Genomic DNA, 23,790 nt, shown 5'->3' with positions numbered 1-23,790 from the left:
GCCCGGACACCATCACCGTATGGCACGCTGTGCCACCTCGCAAGACACTGGGTGCCAACAATTTCCCTCAGTTGTCATCTCCAGTGCACACATGAGCAACAATGACGGCCGCCCCGTTTGGGGCGGCCGTCGCAGTGTGTATCGGCGGTGCGCGTCCTTCGTCAGTCGTCCTTCTCCAGCGAGAGGGCGAAGATGTGCGCCCGTGCGGTGCCCGAGGGAGCGCCCAGGGTGATCGCCGACAGCTCCTTGCCCGGGTCCAGCTCCACCACCTGGTGGAAGATCGCGGCCTTGGTGCCCAACGGGCCGGTACGGGTGTGGATCTGACTCGTCCGCACCGCCTCCGTCTCCCCGTACGCCGGACCCGACATCCAGGCCGTCAGCTGGATGGTCAGCTTGCCCGTGGAGCCGTCGGCGTACGTGGCCACGGCGGGGACGGACACGTTGCCGGTGTCGCCCGCGCCCAGCACATGCAGCTTCGTATAGCCGCCCGCCGCGACCGTGACCTTCTGACCTGCGGCGATGACATTGTTGTTGGAGCCCTCGCTGCCGTTGGTGAACGCGAAGGTGATCCCGTCGTCCTCGGTCTGCCCGGTCTGCGGCAGCTGCGCCATCGGATAGGTGCGGCCCGTACCGTCGAAGTCGCCGTCCCCGTAGTACATCTCGGTGGTGATGGCGTCGTTGTCGAACTGCCCGGTCAGATCGACCTGGGTGACCGCGCCCGTCTGCGGCAGCTCCGGCAGGCCCCAGGGCTCGGCCGGGGTGGTGACCTTCACCGGGGCGATCCGGAAGTCCGGCCGGGTGCCGGCCGGGTAGATCACCGCCTCGTCCTCCCGGTCCAGCTCCAGCTCGATCTCGCCGTTCCCCAGGTCACGCCACTTCGGCGCCGGGCCGCCGACCCCGGCGACCGCGACCCGGCCGCCGATCGAGTGACGGACGCGGCAGGGCTCCCCGGCCAGGCTGCGCACCCGCACCCAGCGCGTCGTCCCGCCCGTACGCACCCCGCTGACCAGGAACGCGCCCTGGGTACGGAAGTCGTGCAGCGTGACGTCCCGCCACTCGCCCGGCACCCCGGGGAAGAAGCGGATGGTCCCGCCCCAGCTCTGGCAGAGCATGTCGTGGATCGTCTGCGCGCCCGACAGCGGGGTCTCGATCACCGGACCCGCCTCGTAGTAGTGGGTATTGGGCTGGATGAACCGCGCCACCAGCTCCCGCAGATACTTCAGCGCGTCATCGCCGCGCCCCATCTGCGTCGAGATCGAGGCCGCGCCCGAGAAGCTGTAGCCCCGCAGCGCGCCCTCGAAGCTGATCCAGTGCTCCAGCGAGCGGGCGATCAGGTCCCGGTGCTCCTTCTGGTCCCAGTTGACCAGGTAGAGCGGGTAGACCGAGAGCATATGAGAGTAGTGGCGGTGGGACTTGGCGAAGGGGACGCCGGTGCCGATCATGAAGCCGTTCTCGTCCACCGGATAGTCGACCAGCTTCTCCAGCACCTCGCGCCACTTGGGCACCAGCGGATCGTCCTTGTCCAGCAGCTCGACCGTGTCCAGCAGGGTCTGGCAGGACCAGCGCAGCAGCGCCAGATCGTAGTTGCAGTCCGGGGCCGCGCCGTACTCGGGGGAGAAGGTCTTCGGCAGATGCAGCCTGCCGTCCGGCTGCTGTGCGAGAAAGTGCAGGTAGTAGTTGGTGGAGCGGCGCAGCAGCGGATAGAGCACATCCTCCAGCAGGCCCCGGTCCATGGTGTGGCGGTAGGTCAGCCAGACGTTGTGCAGCGCCCAGGGCAGATTGCCGACCTCGGGGGAGTCCCCGACGCCCGGCACCGGCACGGTGCCGTTGTCCTCGCACTGCGCGTCCGTGGAGCGGCGCAGCCCGGCCGAGTCGGCGCGGTACTCGGGTTTGAGGCCGCTGATGAGCACATCGGTGTTCTCGGCGAGGGTGCGCGGAATCGCGTCCAGCTCCAGGTGGTTGGAGCCGTGCACCGGCCAGTACTCCAGCTGGACGTTGAGGTTCCACCACACCCCGGGCCAGGGCGTCGGCTCCACCCACGGGCCGGTGGTGGCCATGACGGGGGCGTGCTCACGGGCGGCGCAGGCCAGCTTGTACAGCTGGATCCAGTAGAAGCTCTGGAGCATCCCGTCGGGCACCGAGATGAAGCTCTTGCGGTAGAAGCGGTGCCACCACTCGTAGTGGGTGCGCCGCAGGCTGGAGACCGGTAGCGCGGACGCCTTGCGCACGGTGGTCCGCGCCCGTCCCTCCGCGTCCGTACCGGGGTGGGAGTGCGCCACGGCCAGGTAGTACGTGCGCTCCCGGCCGCTGCCGCGCTGCTTGTACGCGGTCACCGTCTGCCCGCCCGCCACCAGGGACTGGACGGTGAGGCCCAGCCCGTCCTCGGTGCGGCTGACCGGGGCCGGGTTGGGCTCGAAGCCCTTCGGCGGATCCTCGCGGACGATGCGCGGACTGACCGCCGGTGAGGGCTTGAACTCCCAGCGGAACCCCTCCTCGCCGGCGCTCGCCTCGACGGTGGCCAGCAGCATGGTGCGGTCGTTGTGCACCAGCGCGCGGAGCTTCAGCTTCCCCTTGTCCGTGGTAACCGTGGAGCGCAGCTCGGCGTTCCACAGATCCAGCCGCAGATCGACACCGGTGATGGCGCCGACCGGGTGCAGCAGCAGATTGCCGACCGGGAGCCGTGCCACGCCCCAGTCGCTGCCGCCTTCGGTGGGCCGGTGGTCCTGCACCTCGCTGTGGTGGACCGTGAAGCGCAGCGCGTTCTCCCCGGGCTCCTGGTAGATCATCGAGCCGAGCAGGCCATTGCCGAGGAACGGCCCCTCGTACCACGTTCTCGGCAAGCGCTTCCAGAGCAGATCCTGGCCGCTGAGAAAGCGCTCCCACTCCTGGTCGGTGCGCATGCCCCGCAAGGTCACCGAATGCTGTGGCTGGGCCGCCGCCTCCTGTTCGGGGAGGACCGTGCCGACGGTCGTGCTCGCGGCTGCTCCCGCCGCCACCCGGCCCAGGAATCCGCGTCTGCTGACTGGCATCCCGATCTTCTCCCGTCCCCGAAGCGATCAGATTGCTCCGATGATTTGGCTAGACGGGAGCGTAGAAACGGGCTGATGATGCGTCAAGGCACCCGATTGCTCTGATGTATCGAGCGCCGTGTCGAGGATGCGGTGAACGAGGAGGAACGATGCATACGGCACGATCAAAGGTCACCAGAGCCGTGGCCGCCCTCGCCTGCGCGGCCGCCGTGCTGGTGCCGCTCCGGGCGGCGGCGGCATCGGACGGTCGTGCGCAGGACTGGCGGCTGACCGGAAAGGGGCAGGTCAGCGGCGAGCTCAAGCTGAACAACGAGGGCGCGCTGACACTGGCCGCACGCCATGGCTCCACCACCGTTCTCCGGCCGTCGGGCCTGGGCATCCGCACCGCCGAGACCGATTTCAGCAAGGGCTTGCGGTTCGCGGGGCGCAGCGACCGTAAGGTCCACGAGACCTACACGACCACCACCGGCCGCCGCACCCAGCACACCTCCGACGCCTCCGAGTCGACCTTCACCTTCCGCAAGGACGGACGGACGCTGAAGGTGGTCATCCGGGTCTCGGCCGACGGGCTGGCCTACCGCTATGTGCTGCCGGACAAGGGGACCGTCACCGTGCTCGGCGAGAGCACCGAGTACGCCGTCCCGCCGTCCGCCGACTCCTTCCTGCTGCCGTACGACAACGGTCGCCAGGACTACGAGTCCGCCCATGACCACGGCACGGTGGCCGACGCCAAGTCGGGCGACTACGGCTATCCGTCGCTCTTCCACATCGGCTCCAGCTGGATGCTGATCGAGGAGGCGGACCTCAACAGCTCCTACGGCGGCTCCCGGCTCACCCTCGACTCCGCCACCGACCGCTTCAAGCTCACCCTCCCCGACCCCGCCGAGGTCAGCGGCCCCGGGCTGACCACCCCCTGGCGGACCATGGTCATCGGTGACCTCGCCACCGTCACCGAGAGCGATCTGCCGACCGATCTGGCCGCCCCCTCCAAGGTCGCCGACACCTCATGGATCAAACCGGGCCGGGCGGCCTGGTCCTGGTGGTCGGACGGGCAGAGCCCGACCAGCCTGGACGCCCAGAAGAAGTTCGTGGACTTCGCGGCGCGCGAGGGCTGGGAGTACATCCTGGTGGACTCCGGCTGGAGCAACGACTGGATGCCCGAGCTGACCGCGTACGCCAAGGAGAAGGGCGTCGGCGTCTGGGCCTGGGTGCGCTGGCAGACCATCGACCAGCAGAGCGAGCGGGACCGGCTGTTCCCGCAGTACAAGTCCTGGGGGATCGCCGGGCTGAAGATCGACTTCCTGGAGTCGGACGGCCAGGACCGGATGCGCTGGTACGACGGGGTCTTCAAGGACAGTGCCAAGCACCAGCTCATGCTGAACTTCCACGGCGCCACCATCCCGCGTGGCCAGGAGCGGACCTGGCCGCAGATGATGAGCGTCGAGGCGGTCAAGGGCGCCGAGGGCACCCGCCCCAAGCCGGGCCGCCAGCCCTTCCCGGCCGCGCACTACACGACGCTGCCCTTCACCCGGAACCTCATCGGGCCCATGGACTTCACCCCGGTGACCTTCACCGGTGTGCGGCCCACGAGTGACGCGGCCGAACTCGCGCTGTCGGTCGTCTACGAGTCCGGGGTGCAGCACTTCGCCGACAGCGTCGAGTCGTACGAGAGCAGGCCACTCGAGCTGAAGTTCCTGAACCAGGTGCCCACGGTGTGGGACGACACAAAGCTGGTCGACGGCGACCCCGGCGACCGCGCCGTCCTGGCCCGCCGCTCCGGCGACACCTGGTACCTGGGCGCGATCACCTCGGGCGAGGCCCGCACGCTGGACGAGCCGCTGAACTTCCTCGGCAAGGGCGACTGGCGGATCGAGGTGTGGAAGGACGGCCCCGACGGCAAGGTCGTCACCGAAACCCAGGAGGTCACGGCGACCTCACGGCTCAAGGTGGACGTCCCGAAGAACGGCGGCTTCGCGGCGAAGCTGACCAAAACCGGCTGAGCCGCCCGCGCCCGCGCCGCCCCGCACCGGGGCGGCGCAAGCGCGGCCCGGGCGGGGCCCGCCTGTGGGGGGCGGGTGCCGCCCCTCGTCCCCACCGCGACGGCGAGGCGGGAGGGGCCGAGCTCGGATCGACGCGGCGCGGAGCCTGCCTGCGGGGGCGGGAGCCGCCCTTCCTCCCGCCGCGATGGAGGGTCGCCCGACGGCGCAGTCCGGCGGTGCCGAACCGCCTGCTCGGCGGGGCCACCGGGCCCGGGGCCTGCCGGTGGGTGTGGGAGGGGCGGGTGCCGCCCCTCCTCCCCGCCGCGACGGCGAGACGCCCGACGGCGCAGTCCGGCGGTGCCGAACCCATCGCATGGGCGGGCCCGGGCCCCGGAGGCGAGCCCGGACCGGTCCGGAGCCTGCTCGCGGGGGCGGGTGCCGCCCTTCCTCCCGCCGCGACGGCGAGACGCCCGACGGCGGAGTCCGGCGGTGCCGAACTATCCGCATGGGCGGGCGACCCCAGCCCAAGACAAGGGTCACCGGGCCCCCGGGGCCAGCCCAGAACCAGCGAACCCCAAACCGCAGCGCTAGCGCTGCAACGCTTCCTTGATCGTCCGCATGACCTCCGTCAGCGGCGCGTCCGTCCGTGCCACCATCACCACCACCTCGTCCTTCTCCGACGCCGAGACCGCCGCCGCGGGGCGCCCGCCGGCCACGGCGGGGCGTCCCCCGATGCCGCTCCCGAAGGTCTCGCGGACGATCGCGAAGGCGTGGTCCAGCTGGGACTCCAGATCGCCCTGGCCGCCCGCCCGCAGCCAGCGCCGCAGCACATGGTTGTGGGCCGTGACCACGGCCGACGCGGCGACCTCGGCCAGCAGCGGATCGTCGTCGCCGTCGTGGTGGGCGCCCTCGTCGAAGTGGCCCAGCAGATAGCGGGTGAACAGCCGCTCATAGCGGGCCACCGAGGCGATCTCCCGCTCCCGCAGCGCCGGTACCTCACGGGTCAGCTGGTAGCGCTCCACGGAGACGCCCGGTGAGGCCGCGTACATCCGCATGACCTCCTTGATCCCGCGGCACACGGTGTCCAGGGGGTTCTCATGCGGAGGCGCCGCGTCCAGCACCGCCGCCGCCCGCACCAGCGTGTCGTCGTGGTCCGGGAAGATCGCCTCTTCCTTGGAGCGGAAGTGCCGGAAGAAGGTGCGCCGGGCCACCCCCGCCGTGGCCGCGATCTCGTCGACGGTCGTCGCCTCGTACCCCTGCGTCGCGAACAACTCCATCGCCGCGGCCGCGAGTTTGCGGCGCATGGACAGACGCTGAGCCGCGGCGCGGCGGCTTCCCGCGCTCTCACCGCCGCCGGATGAGGGGGTTCGTTTCGTACGCTCCGTACGCGTGGCCTTCACGGGCTGGGACATGTGGGGAACGTAACACGCTTGTGAGTGCCGGTGCGGGGGCAGACCGATGGACGGCTCCAGCAGCCCGCCCCACCGGGTACTGGAGTCAGACGGTCCGCCCCACCCGGAGGCGTACTCAGGCTTTGGCATACTCGCGGAAGCCGCGCCCGGTCTTGCGGCCGAGGCACCCGGCGGCCACCAGATGCTCCAGCAGCGGCGCCGGCGCCAGGCCCGGCTCACGGAACTCCCGGTGCAGCACCTGCTCGATGGCCAGCGACACATCGAGCCCCACGACGTCGAGCAGTTCGAAGGGGCCCATCGGATAGCCGCCGCCCAGCTTCATCGCGGCGTCGATGGCGTCCGGGGTGGCGTAGTGCTCCTGGACCATCTTCACGGCGTTGTTGAGGTACGGGAACAGCAGGGCGTTCACGATGAAGCCCGCCCGGTCGCCGCAGTCCACCGGGTGTTTGCGCACCGCCGCGCACACCGCGTGCGCGGTCGCGCGCACATCGTCCGCGGTCAGCACGGTGTGCACCACCTCGACCAGCTTCATCGCGGGCGCCGGGTTGAAGAAGTGCAGGCCCACCACGTCCTGCGGGCGCGAGGTCACCCGCGCGCAGGCGACGACCGGCAGCGAGGAGGTGGTCGTGGCCAGCACCGCGCCCGGTTTGCAGACCTTGTCCAGCACCCGGAACAGCTCCTGCTTGACCACCAGGTCCTCGGCCACCGCCTCCACGGCCAGGTCCACGTCGGCGAACGCGTCAAGCGCGTCGGCCGGGGTGATCCGCGCCAGCGCCTGCTCCCGGACCTGCTCGGTCATCCGCCCCTTGGACACCGACCTTTTCAGGGATTTCCCTATGCGCGCCTTCGCCGCCGCGGCCTTCTCCAGGGTCCGGCCGGCCAGCACCACCTCCAGGCCCGCCTTGGCGAAGACCTCGGCGATCCCGGAGGCCATCGTGCCCGAGCCGGCGACGCCGACGGCGCGCACGGGGCGGGCCCCTTCCGTGGAGTGCCCCACCTCGGCCGTCGCGGCGTCGGGGACGACGCTGCCGCTGCCCGGCGCCTCGTACGTGTAGAAGCCGCGGCCCGCCTTACGGCCGGTGAGTCCGGCCTGGGCGAGCTGCCCCAGGATGGGCGCGGGCGCGTGCAGCCGGTCGCCGGAGGCGGCGTACATGGCCTCCAGGACGGTACGGGCGGTGTCGACGCCGATCAGGTCGAGCAGGGCCAGCGGGCCCATCGGCAGCCCGCAGCCGAGCTTCATCGCGGCGTCGATGTCCTCCCGCGCCGCGTACTTGGCCTCGTACATCGCGGCGGCCTGGTTGAGATAGCCGAACAGCAGCCCGTCGGCGACGAACCCGGGCCGGTCGCCGAGCGCCACCGGCTCCTTGCCCAGGTCGTGGGCGAGCGCGGTGACCGCCTCGACGGCCGCGGGGGCGGTCAGCACGCTGGAGACGATCTCGACGAGCTTCATCGCGGGCGCCGGATTGAAGAAGTGCAGACCCAGGACCCGCTCCGGATGGGCGGACTCGGCGGCCAGCCGGGTCACCGACAGCGCGTTGGTGCCGGTCGCGAGGATCGCGGCGGGGCTGACCACGGTGTCCAGCTCGGCGAAGACCCCGTGCTTGGTGTCGTAGTCCTCCGGCACCACCTCGATCACCAGCTCCGCGCCGGCGGCGGCGCGCAGATCGGTGGAGACGCGGAAGCGGTCGAGGATCCCGGCCCGCTCCCGCTCGCTGATCCGCTCGCGGTGCACGGCGCGGGCGGTGGCGACCTCGAGCGCGGTGACGGCTCGGCGGCAGGCGCCTTCGTCGATGTCGATACCGATCACCTCGCGGCCCGCCCGGGCCAGGGTCTCGGCGATGCCGGTGCCCATTGTGCCGAGCCCGACGACGGCGACAGTAGTGAGCGGGGCCCGGGAGGGGGAGAGATCAGAGGGGGACGTAGTGCTGACGCCGGTGTGTGGGAGACGGTCCATCGCGGACTCCAGAGGGTGTTCCCCGGACGCGGGGATGAAGTGACGACTGAGGGGAGCTCGTGTCATGCCACTGCTGCCGTTCACGCCACGCACGCGCGGGGGGCTGACTCGGCTGACACAAATCCCCGATGGAAGGGCTTGCACGCTCCCTTACGGACAGCGCCGCACGGAGGAAACTGCCCGTGGGAGACACGCGGCCGGCCCTGTCCCGGGGCCATGCCTCAACTGCTGTTCTGGAATGCCGAACCGACGTCACACAAGGCGGCTGCGTCACCAGGCCGCCGGAGCAGGGGTGCTGCTCGTGTCGCCATATTAACTCGTGGGTAACCAAGATGCCAGAGCTCAAAGTGAGGCCGTGCCGGAACGCGGCCCACCGGGGAGGGGAGACCTCGTATGGACGATGAATTCCGGACGCTGACGGAGCGGGTACGGGCCTCGCTCCCAACCCCCCAGGAAACCGCGGCCCATGCCTCGCTGCTCGCGCTCGTGCGCCAGGGCACCCCCGCCGCGCGTGAACAGCTGGCCCGCATCCTCGTCGCGCCGGAGCAGCCGCTGTGGGCCCGGGAGACGGCCGCCTTCGTGCTCGGCAGCGCCGGAGACCGCCGGGCCTTCGAAACCCTTGTCCTCCTGCTCAACTACCGCGAGCCGGCCCGCTGTGCGACCGCCGCCCGGGTGCTGGCCCGGCTCGGCGATCCGCGCACCGCGCGGGCCGCCGCCGCCCTGGCCACGAACCCGCTGCGCACCGCGTACTCCCTGCACCCCATCCGGCTGCTGGTGGAGCTGCGGGCCCCCGAGTCCGTACCGGCCCTGGTGGCCGCCCTGGAACGGCAGTTGGCGGCCCGCGACCGGCACTGGGCGATCGCCCGCGCCTGCGTGGAGGGCCTGGGCGCGATCGGCGACGAGCGCGCCATCCCGGCCCTGACCGCCGCCGCCCAGCACATACGCCTCAGCGCGGCGGCCGCCGCCGCGCTGGCCCGGATCACCGGCGAGGGCGCCGTCACCGGCGGGGGCGCGCCGGAGCCGGCGGGCCAGGGCGGCGCGGCGGAGAAGGTGGGTGAGGCGCGGGTGCCGTGAGAGGGAGCGGGGGCGGGTCTTCAGAGCAGTGACAGCTGGGCCGGCGGCGAGTCGGACCGGGCGTCCCGCTCCTCTTCGGTCCGGGCGTTCCGGGCGTCCCCTTCGGTCCGGGCGTCCGGCTTGTCGGGCACATTGCGGTGGGTGCCCGACGCGTACGGTCCGATGCCGTACTCGGCGGCGAAGTCGTGCACCATCCCGGTGATCCGCCGCTGGTACCACTTCGGGGCGTAGGACCCGCCCTCGTACAGCGCGTCGTACCGCCGCAGCAGCCTGGGGTGGTGGTGGGTGAGCCAGGCGCTGAACCACTCACGGGCGCCCGGGCGCAGATGGAGCACCAGCGGGGTCACGGAGCTGGCGCCGGCCTCCGCGATCGCCCTTACGGTGGCCCGCAGCTGCTCGGGGGCGTCGCCGAGGAAGGGGATCACCGGGGCCATCAGCACACCGCACGGGATCCCGTGGGAGGACAGCGTCCGTACGACGTCCAGGCGCCGCTCGGGCGAGGGCGTGCCCGGTTCGACGGTGCGCCACAGCTCGCCGTCGGTGAAGCCGACCGAGACCGAGACGCCGATGTCGGTGACGCGCGACGCCCACCGCAGCAGCTCCAGATCGCGCAGGATCAGGGTGCCCTTGGTGAGGATCGAGAAGGGGTTGGCGCGCTCCGCGAGCGCCGTAAGGATGCCGGGCATGAGCCGGTACCGGCCCTCGGCACGCTGGTAGCAGTCCACGTTGGTGCCCATGGCGATGTGCTCGCCGGTCCAGCGGCGGGAGGCGAGCTCGCGGCGGAGCAGCTCCGGCGCGTTGGTCTTCACCACGATCTGGGAGTCGAAGCCGATCCCGGTGTCCAGGTCGAGATAGCTGTGGGTCTTGCGCGCGAAGCAGTAGACGCAGGCGTGGGAGCAGCCGCGGTACGGATTCACCGTCCACTCGAACGGCATCCGGGAGGCCCCGGGCACCCGATTGACGATCGAGCGCGCCCGGATCTCGTGGAAGGTGATCCCGCGGAACTCCGGGGTGTCGAAGGTCCGGGTGGTCACCGCGTCCGCGGCGAAGAGGGCCGGGGCGGCCGCCGTGTCGTCTCGGGTCAGGTTGTCCCAGCGCATCGCAGGCACCTCCGGGTCTCGCTCGGTACCACAATAGAACACATGTTTGATTGGTTTTAGTCAACCCCGGATTTGGGCCGGTGCCCCTGAGGTGGTTGGCTTGCGCCTGTCAGGGCGCCATGGGCTGGAGGCGCCACGTCGAGGGCGGAAGGAAATGCGATGGGGCAGGTCGAGGCCACCACGGAGCGGATCGTCACGGGTAAGCCCGAGGATGTGTTCGACGCACTCGCCGACTACCGCGACACCCGCCCCCGGCTCCTCCCGCAGCAGTTCAGCGAGTACGAGGTGCGCGAGGGCGGCGACGGCGAGGGCACCGTCGTGCACTGGAAGCTCCAGGCCACCAGCAAGCGGGTGCGCGACTGCCTGCTGGAGGTCTCCGAGCCGTCCGACGGCCAGCTGATCGAGAAGGACCGCAACTCCTCGATGGTCACCACCTGGACCGTCACCCCGGCGGGTGAGGGCAAGTCGCGGGTCGTCGTCACCTCGACCTGGACCGGCGCGACCGGCATCGGCGGCTTCTTCGAGCGGACCTTCGCCCCGAAGGGGCTGGCCCGGATCTACGACGAGCTGCTGGCCAAGCTCGCCGCCGAGACGGCCGAATAGCGCCTATGACGCCGCTTTTGGTGCGGCTTTCGGCGTCGCTTATGGCGTCGCTTATGGTGCCCATGGCGTACTGATCCCGTCCCTGGCCCCGTCCCCGTCCCCGGCCCCCGGACCGAGCGTCGCACTCACCGGTTCGGGTGGTTTTCCCCGCGGTCCCGCATACCCCCGTACACACTCTCACCGGGGCGAATGCCGTCCGCGGCCCCTCGTTGGCGATTCGTCGCTGTTTGCCCCCCGTTGCGCGTGATGCGAGAAATGGGCGGCGCAGACGTGACGAGGGGAGAAGGACGTGGGCGGCACCACCGGGACCACCGGCGCCACCGTGCCCAAGCGGCGAGAGAGCCACGAGCACGGCGGATACGAACCGGCGGGCCCTCCCGCCCACGCCACCGACGACGGAACCGAAGCCGGCGGCGCCGGGGCGGGTGCGGCGCCGCACCCGGCGGACGGCGCCGCCCCGGCGCCCGCCCCGCTCGGCCCGGCCCGGGTGCGGATGGTCTTCTTCGGGCTGATGCTCGCGCTGCTGCTCGCGGCCCTCGACCAGACCATCGTCGCCACCGCCCTCCCCGAGGTGGTCGGCGAACTCCACGGCCTGGGCAAGATGTCCTGGACCGTCACCTCCTACCTCCTCGCGGTCACCGTCGTGCTGCCGCTCTACGGCAAGCTGGGCGATCTCATCGGCCGTAAGAGCGTCTTCGTCTTCGCGATCGTCGTCTTCATCGCCGGATCCGCGCTCGCGGGCTGGTCACGCACGATGGAGGAGTTGATCGCCTTCCGCGCGGTACAGGGCGTGGGCGCCGGCGGTCTGATGATCGGCGTCCAGGCGATCATGGCCGATATTGTTCCCCCGCGGGAACGTGGCCGCTATATGGGGCTCATCGGCGCCGCGTTCGGTCTCGCCTCGGTGGCCGGGCCGCTGCTCGGCGGGTTCTTCACCGACCATGCCTCCTGGCGCTGGTGCTTCTACGTCAACGTCCCCTTCGGGCTGCTCACCCTCGCCGTCGTGGCCGCCGTCCTCAAGGTGCCGGAGCCGCCGCGGCGGGCCCGCTTCGACTATCTGGGCGCGCTGTTCCTGTCCCTGTTCTCCACCTGCGCGGTGCTGCTGACGAGTTGGGGCGGCACGGAGTACGCGTGGGGCTCCCGCGTCATCCTCGGGCTCGCCCTGGGGGCGGCGGGTTCGGCGATCCTCTTCGTCGTCGTGGAGTGCGTCGTCCCCGAACCCATCATCCCCATGCGGCTGTTCCGCGACTCGGTCTTCTGCGTCAGCGGGCTGATCGGCGCCGTCATCGGCGTCGCCCTCTTCGGCGCCGCCAGCTATCTGCCGACCTTCCTCCAGATGGTCGACGGCGTCTCGGCCACCGAGTCGGGGCTGCTGATGGTGCCCATGATGGGCGGCATGGTGCTGGCCTCCATCGTCTCCGGACACCTCATCAGCAGCACCGGCCGCTACAAGGTCTTCCCCGTCGTCGGCGGGCTGATCTCCATCGCGGGCATGTGGCTGCTCTCCCGGCTGGAGGAGGACACCCCCCGCCAGGACTACAGCCTGTGGATGGGTGTCCTCGGGCTCGGCATCGGGCTCGTCCTGCCGGTGCTCGTCCTCGTCGTGCAGAACTCCGTGCCCGCGGCCGACCTCGGCTCGGCCACCAGCGCCAACAACTACTTCCGGCAGATCGGCGGCAGCGTCGGCGCGGCCGTCTTCGGCACGCTCTTCGCCAACCGGCTCACCGACCGCCTCCAGGTCGACCTGCCCTCCGGGGCGGCGTACGGGCGCGGCGGCGACGGAACCGGTCTGCCCGACCCCGACTCGGTCACCCCGCAGATGGTGCACGCCATGCCGGGCGCCCTGCGTGACGGCTACATCGCGGCGTACGCCCACGCCATGCCGCGGATCTTCCTCTATCTCGTGCCGGTGCTCGTCCTGGGCTTCCTGCTCGCCTTCCTCCTGAAGGAGAAACCTCTGGTGTCCCACACCGACTATGCCGTCCAGCAAGACCCGCAAGATCTGCACGACCCCGTGGTACCGGCCGCGCGCACGAGCGCCCGGCCCCGGCACGCCGCGGCCGCCTCGCCCACCGCGCCGCCGCCCACCGCGGGCGTCCCGGTCTGCGGCACGGTCCAGCACCACGACGGCACCTCGGTCCCACGGGCGGCCCTGACCCTCATCGACGTCGGCGGACGCCAGATCGGGCGCGGTGCCACCGGGGAGGACGGGCGGTACGCGCTGAGCACACCGGGCGCCGGGTCGTACGTCCTGATCGCGGCGGCCGGCGGCCACCAGCCGCGGGCGGTCAGCGTCACCGTCGGGGACCGGCCGGTCGAGCTGGACGTGGTACTCGGCGGCGCGGGACGGCTCGCCGGTGCCGTCCTTACGGCGGATGGCACGCCCGTAAGGGAGGCGACGGTCACCCTGACCGATGTGCGTGGCGAGGTCGTCGCGGCCACCCGCAGCGGCCGCGAAGGGGGCTATGTGATGGAGGAGTTGGTGGCGGGTGAGTACACCCTCGCCGCCAGCGCTCCCGCGTTCCGCCCCGCTGCCCTCCCCGTCACCGTCCAGGCCGCCCGCGAGACCCGGCAGGACATCGAACTGGCCGGTGGCGCGGTCCTGCGCGGGGTCGTGCGGGCCACCGGCGGCCGGGTGGTGGAGGACGCCCGGGTCACGCTGCTGGACGCGGCGGGCAACGTGGTCGACACGGCGACCACGGGCCCCGAAGGAGCGTTCCGCTTCATCGACCTGTCGGCGGGCGAATACACGGTCATCGCGGCCGGCTACCCGCCGGTGGCGACGGTCCTCCAGATCGCGGGCGGCGGCCGTACGGAGCGCGATCTCCAACTGGGCTACGAGGACTAGGCGGGCTAGGAGGGCTAGGCGGACCAGGAGGGCTCGGGGGCGTCCGACGGATCGCGCCGCCCGCGGCGGGCCGCTCCCCTCCCCGCCCCTTCCCTCAACCGGGGCTCCGCCCCGGACCCCGGCCGCGTCGCGGGTGCCACGGTCGGTGCCCCGGCCGGTGAGTTGAGCGCGGTGGCGGTCGGTTTCTCGGCTCCTGGGGTCCGGGGGCGGGGCGGAACCGGGGCTCGGCCCCGGACTCTGGCCGGGCGGTCTGGGTGTGTGCGGGCGTCCGCCTGGTTAGCGGCTGCGCCGGTGTGCCGCTCGCGATCAGCCCACCGGTGCAGGTGTTCACGCCCTTACCGCCCGCCGCGAACGGCGCCCGTCCCGCGGAGGCCCCGGCCCCTCCCCACTGGCCAGCCGCTCGGCCACCACGTCGCGGGTGGCGCGGTAGGCGCGCTGGGCGGTGAGCTGATCGCGGCGGTGGTCGGCTCGTCGGGCCCTGGGGTCCGGGGGCGGAGCCCCTGCCACGCGGCGGAGCCGCATATCGATGCTGTGGGAAGGGGCGGGGAGGGGAAGGATCCGCCGGGAGGCGCGCCGCGGCGACTGCCTCGCACCTAGTCGCACATGACACCTATTCGGGTATTGCCTCCCGCAGTCGCCCGCAACAGCCGTACCGTGGGTAGCGCTGTCGCAGATCTTGCGTGCGAAGGAGTCTTCCGCCTATGGAGTACGGCACGTCGCGCTGCGACGACGGCCAGGGCGAGCCGCCCGCGGTGCCGGAGCAGCGCAGGGGTGTCCACGGGAGGATGCCGCTCGCGGTCGTCGTCATCGACGCCGAGGGGCGGGTCACACACTGGAGTTCGGGGGCGCGCAGGCTCTTCGGACCCACGCGGCAACAGGCCGTCGGCCGTCCCGCCGTCGATCTGATGCCGGTCTCGGGGGCGTTACGCCACGCCGAGGTGCGCACCGACGCGACGGACGGCCCGGAGCTCGACGACTCGCGGCTCGGCACCGTGTACTACCCCACCGCGGGGCGGGCCCGGATGGCGGAGCCGGGCCATGGCCGGGTGGACGTCCTGTGGTGGGCGTATCCGCTGGTGGGCCCCGGCCCGGAGCGGCTGCTGGTGCTGGCGGCGGACACCCAGGGGGTGGGCGGGGACGCGCTGGGGCGCGACGAGCGGATCGGGCCCGGATTCGCGCTGCACACCGAGTTCCCCGGCGCCGAGCGGCTGGCCGGCCGGCTGCCCGACATCCTGCCCAACATGGGCCCGGCCACGGCCGGCCGGATCGTCGCCCAGGTGCTGGAACTGGGCTATCCGGTGCTGGAGATCAGTCACCACGAGCGCGTCCCGGTGACCCCGGACTGGGGGATGCCCCGCTACCGCGAGCGCCGCGAGCGCCGGGCGCGCCAGGAGGCCGTACGGCGGAGCGCGATCGCGGCGGACGGCGCACCGGATCGGACGCACGCCCCCGAGCGTTCGGCGGACCCCGACGAGGTGGACCTGGAGTACGCGGCGGTCCGTGAGCGGCTGGAGTTCCTCAACGAGGTCAGCGGCCGCATCGGCACCTCCCTGGACCTCGCCCGCACCATCCGCGAGGTGACCAGCGCCGCCGTCCCGCGCTTCGCGGACTTCGCCGGGACCCATCTGCGCGCCCAGGTGCTGGCGGGCGAGGGGTTCCCCGACGGCCCGCCCGACGTCACCACCGTCTGGCACCGCGTCTGGGTCGAGCACAACGACGAACCGGGCCGCTGGGACGACACCGTGCCGGTCGGGGAGAGCATCGCGTTCCCCGAGCACACCCCGTTCTTCCAGTGCATGGTCACGGGCGAACCGGTGCTGATCCCGCACCTCAGCGACGAGGTGGGCGACCGGATCGCCGGGCAGTTCGAGAAGCGCGACCTCAGGCCCCTGATCAACGGCCGGTCGATCCTGATCGTGCCGCTCAAGGCGCGCGATGTGGTGCTGGGCTTCATGGTGCTGCTGCGGCGCCGGGGGCGGGAGCCGTTCGACGACATGGACCGTACGACCGGCGCCGAACTGGCCGCCCGTGCCGGGCTCGTCCTCGACAACGCCCGGATGTACACCTACCAGGAGAACGTCGCCGAGACGCTCCAGGACAGCATGCTGCCCCAGGTGACGCCGCGCATGGCGGGCTGCGACACCGCCACCCGCTATCTGCCCGGCACCCGGCTCGGCCGGGTCGGCGGAGACTGGTTCGACACCATCAAGCTGCCCGGGTCGCGCACCGCGCTGGTGGTCGGCGACGTCATGGGGCACGGGCTCACCTCGGCGGCGATGATGGGGCAGTTGCGCACCGCCGTGCAGACCATGGCCGCGCTCGATCTGCCGCCCGCACAGCTGCTGCGCAACCTCGACGATCTGGCCCAGCGGCTGGGCGAGCACTATCTGGCCACCTGTCTGTACGCCGTCTACGACCCCGTCGGCTCCGAGCTGGTGGTCTCCAACGCGGGCCATATCCCGCCCGTGCTGGTGCGGGCCCGGGACGGCCGCAGCGAGCTGCTGGATCTGCCGACCGGGGCGCCGATCGGCGTGGGCGGGGTGCCCTTCGAGACGGTGACGGTGCGGGTGTCGCCCGGCGACCGGCTGGTGCTGTGCACGGACGGCCTGGTCGAGGTGCGGGGCCAGGACATCGGCGCGGGGATCGCCGCGCTGTGCGAGTCCGCGGCGCATCCGGCGGCGTCCATGGACGACGCCTGCGACACCATCATCCGGGCGCTGGCCGCCGCCTCCCGCGACACGGACGGCCGTGACGGCCGTAAGGACGACGTGGCGCTGCTGATGGCCCGGCTGAACGGCATACCGGCCGAGGACGTCGCCCAGTGGCGGCTCGCGCTGGACCCCAGCGAGGTCGGGCGGGCGCGCCGGCTCGTCCGCGAGCGGCTGCTGCGGTGGGGGCTGCCGGAGTCCGTGGAGACGGCCGAGCTCCTGGTGAGCGAGGCGGTGACCAACGCGATACGGCACGCCCACACCCACCATGTGCGGCTGCGGCTGGTGCGTACCGACGCCCTGCTGTGCGAGGTCACCGACGACGACCACGAACTGCCGGCGCTGCTGAGCGCGGACCGCGAGGACGAGAGCGGGCGCGGGCTGCGGGTGATCAGCAAACTGGCGCGCGAGTGGGGGACGAGCCGCACGGGGCGCGGTAAAACGGTGTGGTTCGAGCAGGCGTTGGCACATCCGGCCGAGTAGGCGTTGGCATATCCGGCCCAGGAGCCGTCGGCACATCCGGCCGATCAGGCGTTGGCACACCCAGGGGAGCGGCGATGAGCGTCTCGGAGCGCTACCGGCAGGCGTGGGAGAGCTACTGGCGGGAGACCTCGGACGTCCCGGGGGACGCCATATGGGACGTGGACCCCTCGCTGGGCGCCGCCCCGCATCTGGACCTGCTCGCCCCGCACGCCGACACCTCGCTGCCGATCGTCGACCTGGGCTGTGGCAACGGCACCCAGACCCGCTATCTGGCCGCCCGCTTCGGGCGGACGCTGGGCGTGGACCTGTCCCAGGCCGCGGTGGAGCACGCACGGCGCGCCGACCCGGCGGGCGCGGCGGAGTACCGGCGGCTGAGCCTGACGGACACGGCCGCGGTGGCGGACCTGGCCCGGCGGCTCGACGACGCCAATGTGTACATGCGGGCCGTCATCCACCAGAGCGACGCCGCCGACCGGCGACCGGTCGCGGAGGCGGTGGCCACGCTGCTGGGGCGGCGCGGGCGGGGGTTCGTCGCGGAGCTGACGGAGGAGTCCAAGGCCGTGCTGGCGAAGCTGGCGGGGAGCCCGGGCGGTCCGCCGCCGAAGCTGCGCCGGGTTCTCGACCACGGGCTGCGGCCGGCCGACGCGGCGGACAAGGAGGTTCCGGAGGTGCTGGCGGAGGCCGGGCTGGAGATCCTGGCCGACGGCCCGACGGCGCTGGCCCAAACGGAGCAGTGGCCGGACGGCTCCCGGGTCGAGCTGCCGGCCCGCTGGTTCGTGGTCTCGCGGGCGTAGTCCGACGTGGCGGGCGGACCCCGCGCGCCGCAGGCCGGAACGGTGGACTGGACCAGTTATCCACAGGGGTGGTTCGGGTCGGGCGCGGCGCGTAACGTGACGAGGCATGAAGATCCTCATCAGCGCCGACATGGAGGGCGCCACCGGCGTGACCTGGCCGGCTGATGTGCTGCCCGGCACCCCGCAGTGGGAGCGCTGCCGCCGTCTGTTCACCTCCGATGTGAGCGCGGCCGTCGCGGGGTTCCTCGACGGCGGCGCGGACGAGGTGCTCATCAACGAGGCGCATTGGAGCATGCGCAATCTGCTGCTGGAGGAGCTGGACGAGCGCGCGCAGATGCTCACCGGGCGGCACAAGACCCTGAGCATGGTCGAGGGCGTGCAGCACGGTGATGTGGACGGGGTGGCGTTCGTCGGCTATCACACCGGCGCTGGCACCGAGGGCGTCCTCGCCCACACCTACCTGGCCAACTCCATCACCGGCGTATGGGTGAACGGCGCGCGGGCGAGCGAAGGCCGGCTCAACGCACTGGTGGTCGCCGAGTACGGGGTGCCGGTGGTGCTGATCACCGGGGACGACAAGACCTGCGAGGACGCCAAGGACTATGTGCCCGGCGCCCGGTGCGTCGCGGTCAAGGACTATGTCTCGCGCTATGCGGCGGTGTGCCGCACCCCCGCCCGCACGGCCGCGGACATCCGGGAGGCGGCGCGGGAGGCGGCGGCGCTGGCGGTGCGCCATGAGCCCGCCCGCGGCGGGCCGTTCACCCTGGAGCTGGAATTCGACGCCGAGCATCTGGTGGGGGCGGCGAGCGTCGTGCCGGGCGTGGAGCGCAGCGGCGAGCGGCGCGTCGCGTACACCTCACCGACCATGTACGAGGGGATCCGCTGCTTCAAGGCCGTCACGACGGTCGTCTCGGCCGCGGTGGAGGAGCAATATGGCTGACGCGGGCCGCGCCGAGGCGATCGACGCCCAGGCGCTGGAGGAGGTGGTGCGGTTCACCTCCGATCTGATCAGGATCGACACCACCAACCGCGGCGGCGGCGACTGCTCGGAGCGCCCGGCCGCCGAGTATGTGGCGGAGATGCTCGGCGACGTGGAGATCGAGCCCACCCTGCTGGAGCGGTCGCCGGGGCGCACCAATGTCGTCGCCCGGATCGAGGGCACCGACCGGTCCGCGCCCGCCCTGCTGGTCCACGGCCATCTGGACGTGGTGCCCGCCGAGCCCGCCGACTGGACCGTGCACCCCTTCTCCGGGGAGGTGCGCGACGGGGTCGTCTGGGGCCGGGGCGCCATCGACATGAAGGACATGGACGCGATGGTGCTCGCCGTCGTCCGGGCCTGGGCGCGGACGGGTGTGCGGCCGCGCCGGGACATCGTGCTGGCCTTCACCGCCGACGAGGAGGACAGCGCCGCCTGGGGCGCCGGCTTCCTCGCCGACCGGCACGCCGGGCTCTTCGAGGGCTGCACCGAGGGCATCAGCGAGTCCGGAGCCTTCACCTTCCACGCCGGGTCCGGGATGCGGATCTACCCCATCGCGGCGGGGGAGCGCGGCACGGCCTGGCTGAAGCTCACCGCGCACGGCCGCGCCGGACACGGCTCCAAGGTCAACCGGGACAACGCGGTCAGCAGGCTGGCCGCCGCCGTCGCCCGCATCGGTGAGCACAGCTGGCCGGTCCGGCTGACGCCCACGGTGAAGTCCGCGCTCACCGAACTGGCCGCGCTCCAGGGCGTTCCGGCCGAGGTGGACGCCCCGGACTTCGACGTCGACGCCCTGCTGGCCAAGCTGGGCCCCGCCGCCGCCCTGGTCGAGCCCACCGTGCGCAACAGCGCCAACCCCACGGTGCTCGAGGCCGGTTACAAGGTCAATGTGATCCCGGGCCGCGCGACCGCCTATGTGGACGGGCGGATGCTGCCCGGCGGCGAGGAGGAGTTCCACGACACCCTCGACCGGCTCACCGGACCGGATGTGGAGTGGGAGTTCCACCACCGGGAGCGCCCGCTGGAGGCGCCGATCGACACCCCCACGTACCGGGCGATGCGCGCCGCCGTCGAGCACTTCGACCCGGGCGCCCGCGCCGTGCCGTACTGCATGTCGGGCGGCACCGACGCCAAGCAGTTCTCCCGGCTCGGCATCGCCGGATACGGCTTCTCGCCGCTGCGCCTGCCCGAGGGCTTCGACTACCAGGCGCTCTACCACGCCGTGGACGAGCGGGTGCCGGTGGAGGCCCTGCACTTCGGCGTCCGCGTGCTCGACCACTTCCTGCAGAGGGCGTGAGGACACGGTGCAGCAGCAGACGGCCGTCACGGCCCCTTACGGCGACTGGCCCTCCCCGGTCGACGCCGAGCTCGTCGCCTCCCACGACGGCCATCCGGAGTATGTGGGCACCGTCGGCGAGGAGGTGTGGTGGACCGCGCCGCGCCCCGGCGAGGGCGGCCGCCGCGCCCTGATCCGGCGGCGCACCGACGGCGCCGAGATCCCGGTGCTGGCCCCGCCGTGGAATGTCCGCGGCAAGGTGATGGGGTACGGCGGAATGCCCTGGGCCGCGGTGGACCGCGCGAGCGGCGGCCCGCTGATGGTCTTCGTCCACTTCGCCGACCAGCGGTTGTACGTCCATGAGCCGGACGCCCCGGCCGGGGCCGCGCCGCGCCCGCTGACCCCGCTGTCCGCGGTGGGGGAGGGGCTGCGCTGGGCCGATCCGGTGCTCCTCCCGGAGCGCGGCGAGCTGTGGTGTGTGCTGGAGGAGTTCACCGGCGCGGGGCCGACGGATGTGCGGCGGGTCATCGCCGCCGTACCGCTGGACGGTTCGGCCGCCGAGGACCGTGCGGCGGTGCGCGAGCTGACCGACGACAGCCATCGCTTCCTCACCGGGCCCCGGCTCTCGCCCGACGGCCGGCGGGCCGCCTGGATCGTCTGGGACCACCCCCGGATGCCCTGGGACGGCACGGAGGTGATGCTGGCCGATGTCGCGGAGGACGGCTCCTTCACCGGTGCCCGGGCGGTGCTGGGCGGGCCGGAGGAGTCGGTCGCCCAGATCGAGTGGGCCGAGGACGGCGCGCTGCTCGCGGCCACCGACCGCACCGGCTGGTGGAATCTGCACCGTCTCCAGCCGCCGGAGCCGGAGGAGGCGTCCGGGGCGCGGGAGCCGGCCACGGCCGGGCGGCCGGTGGAGCTCTGCCCCCGCGAGGAGGAGTTCGGCGGGCCGCTGTGGAAGCTGGGCCACCGCTGGTTCGCCCCGCTGACCGGCGGTCTGATCGCGGTGCTGCACGGCCGGGGCGCGGCGGCCCTCGGCATCCTCGACCCGCGGACCGGTGAGCTGGCCGATGTGCCCGGGCCCTGGACCGAATGGGAGCCGACACTGGCCGTCAACGGCACCCGCGTGGTCGGCGTCGCGGCGAGCCCGCACAGCGGCCATGAGGTGGTGGAGCTGGACGTGTGCACCGGTCGCTCCCGGGTCATCGGCAGCGCCCACAGCGACCCCGTGGACCCCGCGTACTACCCCCGGCCGGAGGCCCGCACCTTCACCGGACCGGACGGCCGGGAGATCCACGCCCAGCTCTACCCACCGCACCATCCCGGCCACACCGCACCGGATGGTGAGCTTCCGCCGTATGTGATCCGGGCCCACGGCGGGCCCACCGGCCGTGCCCCGCTCGTGCTCGACCTGGAGATCGCCTACTTCACCTCGCGCGGCATCGGCGTCGCCGAGGTCAACTACGGGGGCTCCACGGGCTACGGCCGCGCCTACCGCGAGCGGCTGCGCGAACAGTGGGGCGTGGTCGACGTCCAGGACTGCGCCGCCGTCGCCGGGGCGCTCGCCGACGAGGGCATCGCCGACCGCGCCCGGCTCGCGATCCGCGGCGGCAGCGCGGGTGGCTGGACGGCGGCGGCCTCCCTCACCGCCACGGACCTCTACGCCTGCGCCACCGTCAGATACCCCATCCTCGATCTGGTCTCCTGGGCCACCGGCGGCACCCATGACTTCGAGTCGCGCTACACCGAATCGCTGGTGGGCCCGCTCGATGAGGTGGCCGACCGCTACCGCGAGCGCTCCCCGCTGCACCGGGCCGACCGCGTCGGCTCGCCGTTCGTACTGCTCCAGGGGCTGGACGACACCATCTGCCCGCCCGAGCAGTGCGAGCGGTTCCTGGAGGCGGTCTCCGGGCTCGGCGTCCCGCACGCCTATCTCACCTTCGAGGGCGAGGGGCATGGCTTCCGCTGCGCCGATACGATGATCCGCGCCCTGGAGGCCGAATTGTCGCTGTACATCCAGACCTTCGGGCTGATCAGATCCGATGTGCCCACCCTGGAACTGCTGAAGTCAGCGGTTCCGAACTCCACTGGAGGAGCGAGTTGACACCCCCACCGGCCCCGCGCATCGTCGGTCGTGATCCGCTGCCCACCGCCGTCGCGGATGGCTGGCCGCAGGGCGGCGAGCCCGAGACCTGGCTGCTCAGCGTCTCGCGGTACACCGCGGCCATGGACGCGGGCGCGCCCGCCACGATCCTGGACGCCGAGGAGCGGGAGCGGGCCTCGAAGTTCCTGCGGGCGGAGGACCGCGAGCGCTATACGGCGGCCCATCTGGGGCTGCGGGAGCTGCTCGGCGCCTATCTGGGCATGGCCCCGGCCGATGTGCCGTTCACCCGCGAGGATTGCCCCGGCTGCGGCGGCCCGCACGGCCGCCCCGCCGTGTCCGGCACCCCGCTGCACTTCAATATGTCGCACGCCGGTGATCTGGTGCTCTTCGCCTTCGCGGGCTCCCCGGTCGGCGTGGACGTGGAGAAGCTCCAGCCCGCCTCGGTGGTCGAGGGGGTCGCCGAGAGCCTGCACCCCAAGGAGCGCGCCGAACTGGACGCGCTGGTGCCCGCCGACCGGCCCGCCGCCTTCGCCCGCTGCTGGACCCGCAAGGAGGCCTATCTCAAGGGCCTGGGCACCGGCCTGTCCAGGGACCCGGCGGTCAACTATGTCGGCACCGGGCTCTCCGCCGTGCCGGTCGGCCCGTGGACGATGACCGACATCCCCGTGGACGAGACCATATCCGGGAGCTCCGGCTATGCGGCGGCCATGGCGCTGCTGACATCATTGCCGCATGCCTGACGTCCCCTACGTCGCAGAAGGAACCCGGGCCGCCATCCGCCACACCCGCCGCGAGGACGCGGCGGAGTTCACCAGGCGCGCCCGGGAGAGCATGCCGTTCCACCGCCCCTGGCTCACCCTCCCCACCACCGAGCCGGCCTTTCAGCACTACATCGCCCAGCTGGAGCGCGAGGACCGCGAGGGCTTCCTGGTCCATGCCCGGGAGACCGGCGACATGGCCGGATTCATCAACATCAACAACATTGTGCGCGGCGCCTTCCAGTGCGGCTCGATCGGCTACGGCGCCTTTCCGCCCGCCGCCGGACAGGGCCTGATGTCCGAGGGGCTCGGGCTCGTACTGCGCCATGCCTTCGGTCCGCTGGGGCTGCACCGCGTGGAGGTCAACATCCAGCCGGGCAACAAGGCGTCGATCGGGCTGGTGAAGCGCCATGGCTTCCGGCTGGAGGGATTCTCCCCCGACTTCCTCTATATCGAGGGCGCCTGGCGCGACCACGAGCGCTGGGCCATGACCAGCGACATGCTGAACCAGCGGACCGACCCTGAGTGACGGCGCGGCCGGGGAACTGGGTGGGTGACGGTGCCGGGGCACGACCGAGCCGGGTGGCGATGCCGGGCCCTGACCGGCGCTGCCGGGCGCCGGATGGCAATGCGGCTGACGGGTCACCATGATCGGTCCGAAGCCGCTCTGTTCAGCGAGCCCGTCGGCGTTGTTC

At 72.2% G+C, this 23,790-nt stretch carries 15 protein-coding genes; 11 read left to right on the top strand and 4 right to left on the bottom strand.

The window, feature by feature from the left end:
- Window positions 1-161: 161 nt before the first annotated feature.
- Window positions 162-3,029: a glycosyl hydrolase family 95 catalytic domain-containing protein gene (locus JK364_RS22740; RefSeq protein ID WP_201853002.1), complete on the bottom strand. Its 2,868-nt coding sequence runs from the start codon at window positions 3,027-3,029 to the stop codon at window positions 162-164.
- 149 nt (window positions 3,030-3,178) lie between these two features.
- Here JK364_RS22740 and JK364_RS22735 point away from each other — a divergent pair, with 149 nt between their 5' ends.
- Complete coding sequence (locus tag JK364_RS22735) at window positions 3,179-5,029, top strand: glycoside hydrolase family 97 protein (protein WP_201853001.1); 1,851 nt, start codon at window positions 3,179-3,181, stop codon at window positions 5,027-5,029.
- 566 nt (window positions 5,030-5,595) lie between these two features.
- Here JK364_RS22735 and JK364_RS22730 read toward each other — a convergent pair.
- Together JK364_RS22730 and JK364_RS22725 are read right to left on the bottom strand one after the other, a co-directional pair.
- Window positions 5,596-6,420: a TetR family transcriptional regulator gene (locus JK364_RS22730; protein ID WP_201853000.1), complete on the bottom strand. Its 825-nt coding sequence runs from the start codon at window positions 6,418-6,420 to the stop codon at window positions 5,596-5,598.
- Window positions 6,421-6,535: 115 nt separating this feature from the next.
- Window positions 6,536-8,374: a 3-hydroxyacyl-CoA dehydrogenase family protein gene (locus JK364_RS22725; RefSeq protein WP_201852999.1), complete on the bottom strand. Its 1,839-nt coding sequence runs from the start codon at window positions 8,372-8,374 to the stop codon at window positions 6,536-6,538.
- Window positions 8,375-8,767: 393 nt separating this feature from the next.
- Between JK364_RS22725 and JK364_RS22720 the strand changes: the two genes are divergently transcribed.
- Entirely contained in the window at window positions 8,768-9,448 is a 681-nt protein-coding gene (locus JK364_RS22720; protein ID WP_201852998.1) for a HEAT repeat domain-containing protein, read from the top strand.
- 20 nt (window positions 9,449-9,468) lie between these two features.
- Here JK364_RS22720 and JK364_RS22715 read toward each other — a convergent pair whose 3' ends face one another.
- Window positions 9,469-10,548, bottom strand: a complete 1,080-nt coding sequence (locus JK364_RS22715; RefSeq protein WP_201852997.1) for an Rv2578c family radical SAM protein — start codon at window positions 10,546-10,548, stop codon at window positions 9,469-9,471.
- A 159-nt stretch (window positions 10,549-10,707) separates the two neighbouring features.
- Between JK364_RS22715 and JK364_RS22710 the strand changes: the two genes are divergently transcribed.
- The 9 genes from JK364_RS22710 (at window position 10,708) to JK364_RS22670 (ending at window position 23,624) form a co-directional block, all read left to right on the top strand.
- A complete protein-coding gene (locus JK364_RS22710) occupies window positions 10,708-11,151 on the top strand; it encodes an SRPBCC family protein (RefSeq protein WP_137980052.1) in 444 nt (147 codons plus the stop codon).
- 493 nt (window positions 11,152-11,644) lie between these two features.
- A complete protein-coding gene (locus tag JK364_RS22705; RefSeq protein WP_372461977.1) occupies window positions 11,645-13,999 on the top strand; it encodes an MFS transporter in 2,355 nt (784 codons plus the stop codon).
- A gap of 701 nt (window positions 14,000-14,700) precedes the next feature.
- Entirely contained in the window at window positions 14,701-17,190 is a 2,490-nt protein-coding gene (locus JK364_RS22700) for a SpoIIE family protein phosphatase (RefSeq protein ID WP_201852995.1), read from the top strand.
- A 74-nt stretch (window positions 17,191-17,264) separates the two neighbouring features.
- A complete protein-coding gene (locus JK364_RS22695) occupies window positions 17,265-17,984 on the top strand; it encodes a class I SAM-dependent methyltransferase (protein WP_201852994.1) in 720 nt (239 codons plus the stop codon).
- Window positions 17,985-18,090: 106 nt separating this feature from the next.
- On the top strand, window positions 18,091-18,924 hold the full coding sequence (locus JK364_RS22690; protein WP_201852993.1) for a M55 family metallopeptidase: 834 nt from the start codon (window positions 18,091-18,093) through the stop codon (window positions 18,922-18,924).
- Entirely contained in the window at window positions 18,917-20,257 is a 1,341-nt protein-coding gene (locus JK364_RS22685; protein WP_201852992.1) for a M20/M25/M40 family metallo-hydrolase, read from the top strand. The genes JK364_RS22690 and JK364_RS22685 overlap by 8 nt, the downstream gene beginning before the upstream one ends.
- A gap of 7 nt (window positions 20,258-20,264) precedes the next feature.
- Window positions 20,265-22,337 (top strand): S9 family peptidase, encoded by a 2,073-nt coding sequence (locus JK364_RS22680; protein ID WP_201852991.1) that lies wholly within the window; start codon window positions 20,265-20,267, stop codon window positions 22,335-22,337.
- On the top strand, window positions 22,334-23,077 hold the full coding sequence (locus JK364_RS22675) for a 4'-phosphopantetheinyl transferase family protein (protein WP_201852990.1): 744 nt from the start codon (window positions 22,334-22,336) through the stop codon (window positions 23,075-23,077). The genes JK364_RS22680 and JK364_RS22675 overlap by 4 nt, the downstream gene beginning before the upstream one ends.
- On the top strand, window positions 23,070-23,624 hold the full coding sequence (locus JK364_RS22670; protein ID WP_201852989.1) for a GNAT family N-acetyltransferase: 555 nt from the start codon (window positions 23,070-23,072) through the stop codon (window positions 23,622-23,624). Before JK364_RS22675 ends, JK364_RS22670 begins: the two co-directional genes overlap by 8 nt.
- The last annotated feature ends 166 nt before the right edge of the window (window positions 23,625-23,790 follow it).

The sequence above is a fragment of the Streptomyces endocoffeicus genome (genome assembly GCF_016741935.1).
GTDB lineage: Bacteria > Actinomycetota > Actinomycetes > Streptomycetales > Streptomycetaceae > Streptomyces > Streptomyces endocoffeicus.
This window is presented reverse-complemented; position numbering and strand designations above follow the sequence as displayed.

What these genes read in the sequence shown, in the direction of transcription:
- JK364_RS22740 (WP_201853002.1), bottom strand. Translation starts at nt 3,029, where the DNA reads ATGCCAGTCAGCAGACGCGGATTCCTGGGCCGGGTGGCGGCGGGAGCA.
- JK364_RS22735 (WP_201853001.1), top strand. Translation starts at nt 3,179, where the DNA reads ATGCATACGGCACGATCAAAGGTCACCAGAGCCGTGGCCGCCCTCGCC.
- JK364_RS22730 (WP_201853000.1), bottom strand. Translation starts at nt 6,420, where the DNA reads ATGTCCCAGCCCGTGAAGGCCACGCGTACGGAGCGTACGAAACGAACC.
- JK364_RS22725 (WP_201852999.1), bottom strand. Translation starts at nt 8,374, where the DNA reads ATGGACCGTCTCCCACACACCGGCGTCAGCACTACGTCCCCCTCTGAT.
- JK364_RS22720 (WP_201852998.1), top strand. Translation starts at nt 8,768, where the DNA reads ATGGACGATGAATTCCGGACGCTGACGGAGCGGGTACGGGCCTCGCTC.
- JK364_RS22715 (WP_201852997.1), bottom strand. Translation starts at nt 10,548, where the DNA reads ATGCGCTGGGACAACCTGACCCGAGACGACACGGCGGCCGCCCCGGCC.
- JK364_RS22710 (WP_137980052.1), top strand. Translation starts at nt 10,708, where the DNA reads ATGGGGCAGGTCGAGGCCACCACGGAGCGGATCGTCACGGGTAAGCCC.
- JK364_RS22705 (WP_372461977.1), top strand. Translation starts at nt 11,645, where the DNA reads ATGGTCTTCTTCGGGCTGATGCTCGCGCTGCTGCTCGCGGCCCTCGAC.
- JK364_RS22700 (WP_201852995.1), top strand. Translation starts at nt 14,701, where the DNA reads ATGGAGTACGGCACGTCGCGCTGCGACGACGGCCAGGGCGAGCCGCCC.
- JK364_RS22695 (WP_201852994.1), top strand. Translation starts at nt 17,265, where the DNA reads ATGAGCGTCTCGGAGCGCTACCGGCAGGCGTGGGAGAGCTACTGGCGG.
- JK364_RS22690 (WP_201852993.1), top strand. Translation starts at nt 18,091, where the DNA reads ATGAAGATCCTCATCAGCGCCGACATGGAGGGCGCCACCGGCGTGACC.
- JK364_RS22685 (WP_201852992.1), top strand. Translation starts at nt 18,917, where the DNA reads ATGGCTGACGCGGGCCGCGCCGAGGCGATCGACGCCCAGGCGCTGGAG.
- JK364_RS22670 (WP_201852989.1), top strand. Translation starts at nt 23,070, where the DNA reads ATGCCTGACGTCCCCTACGTCGCAGAAGGAACCCGGGCCGCCATCCGC.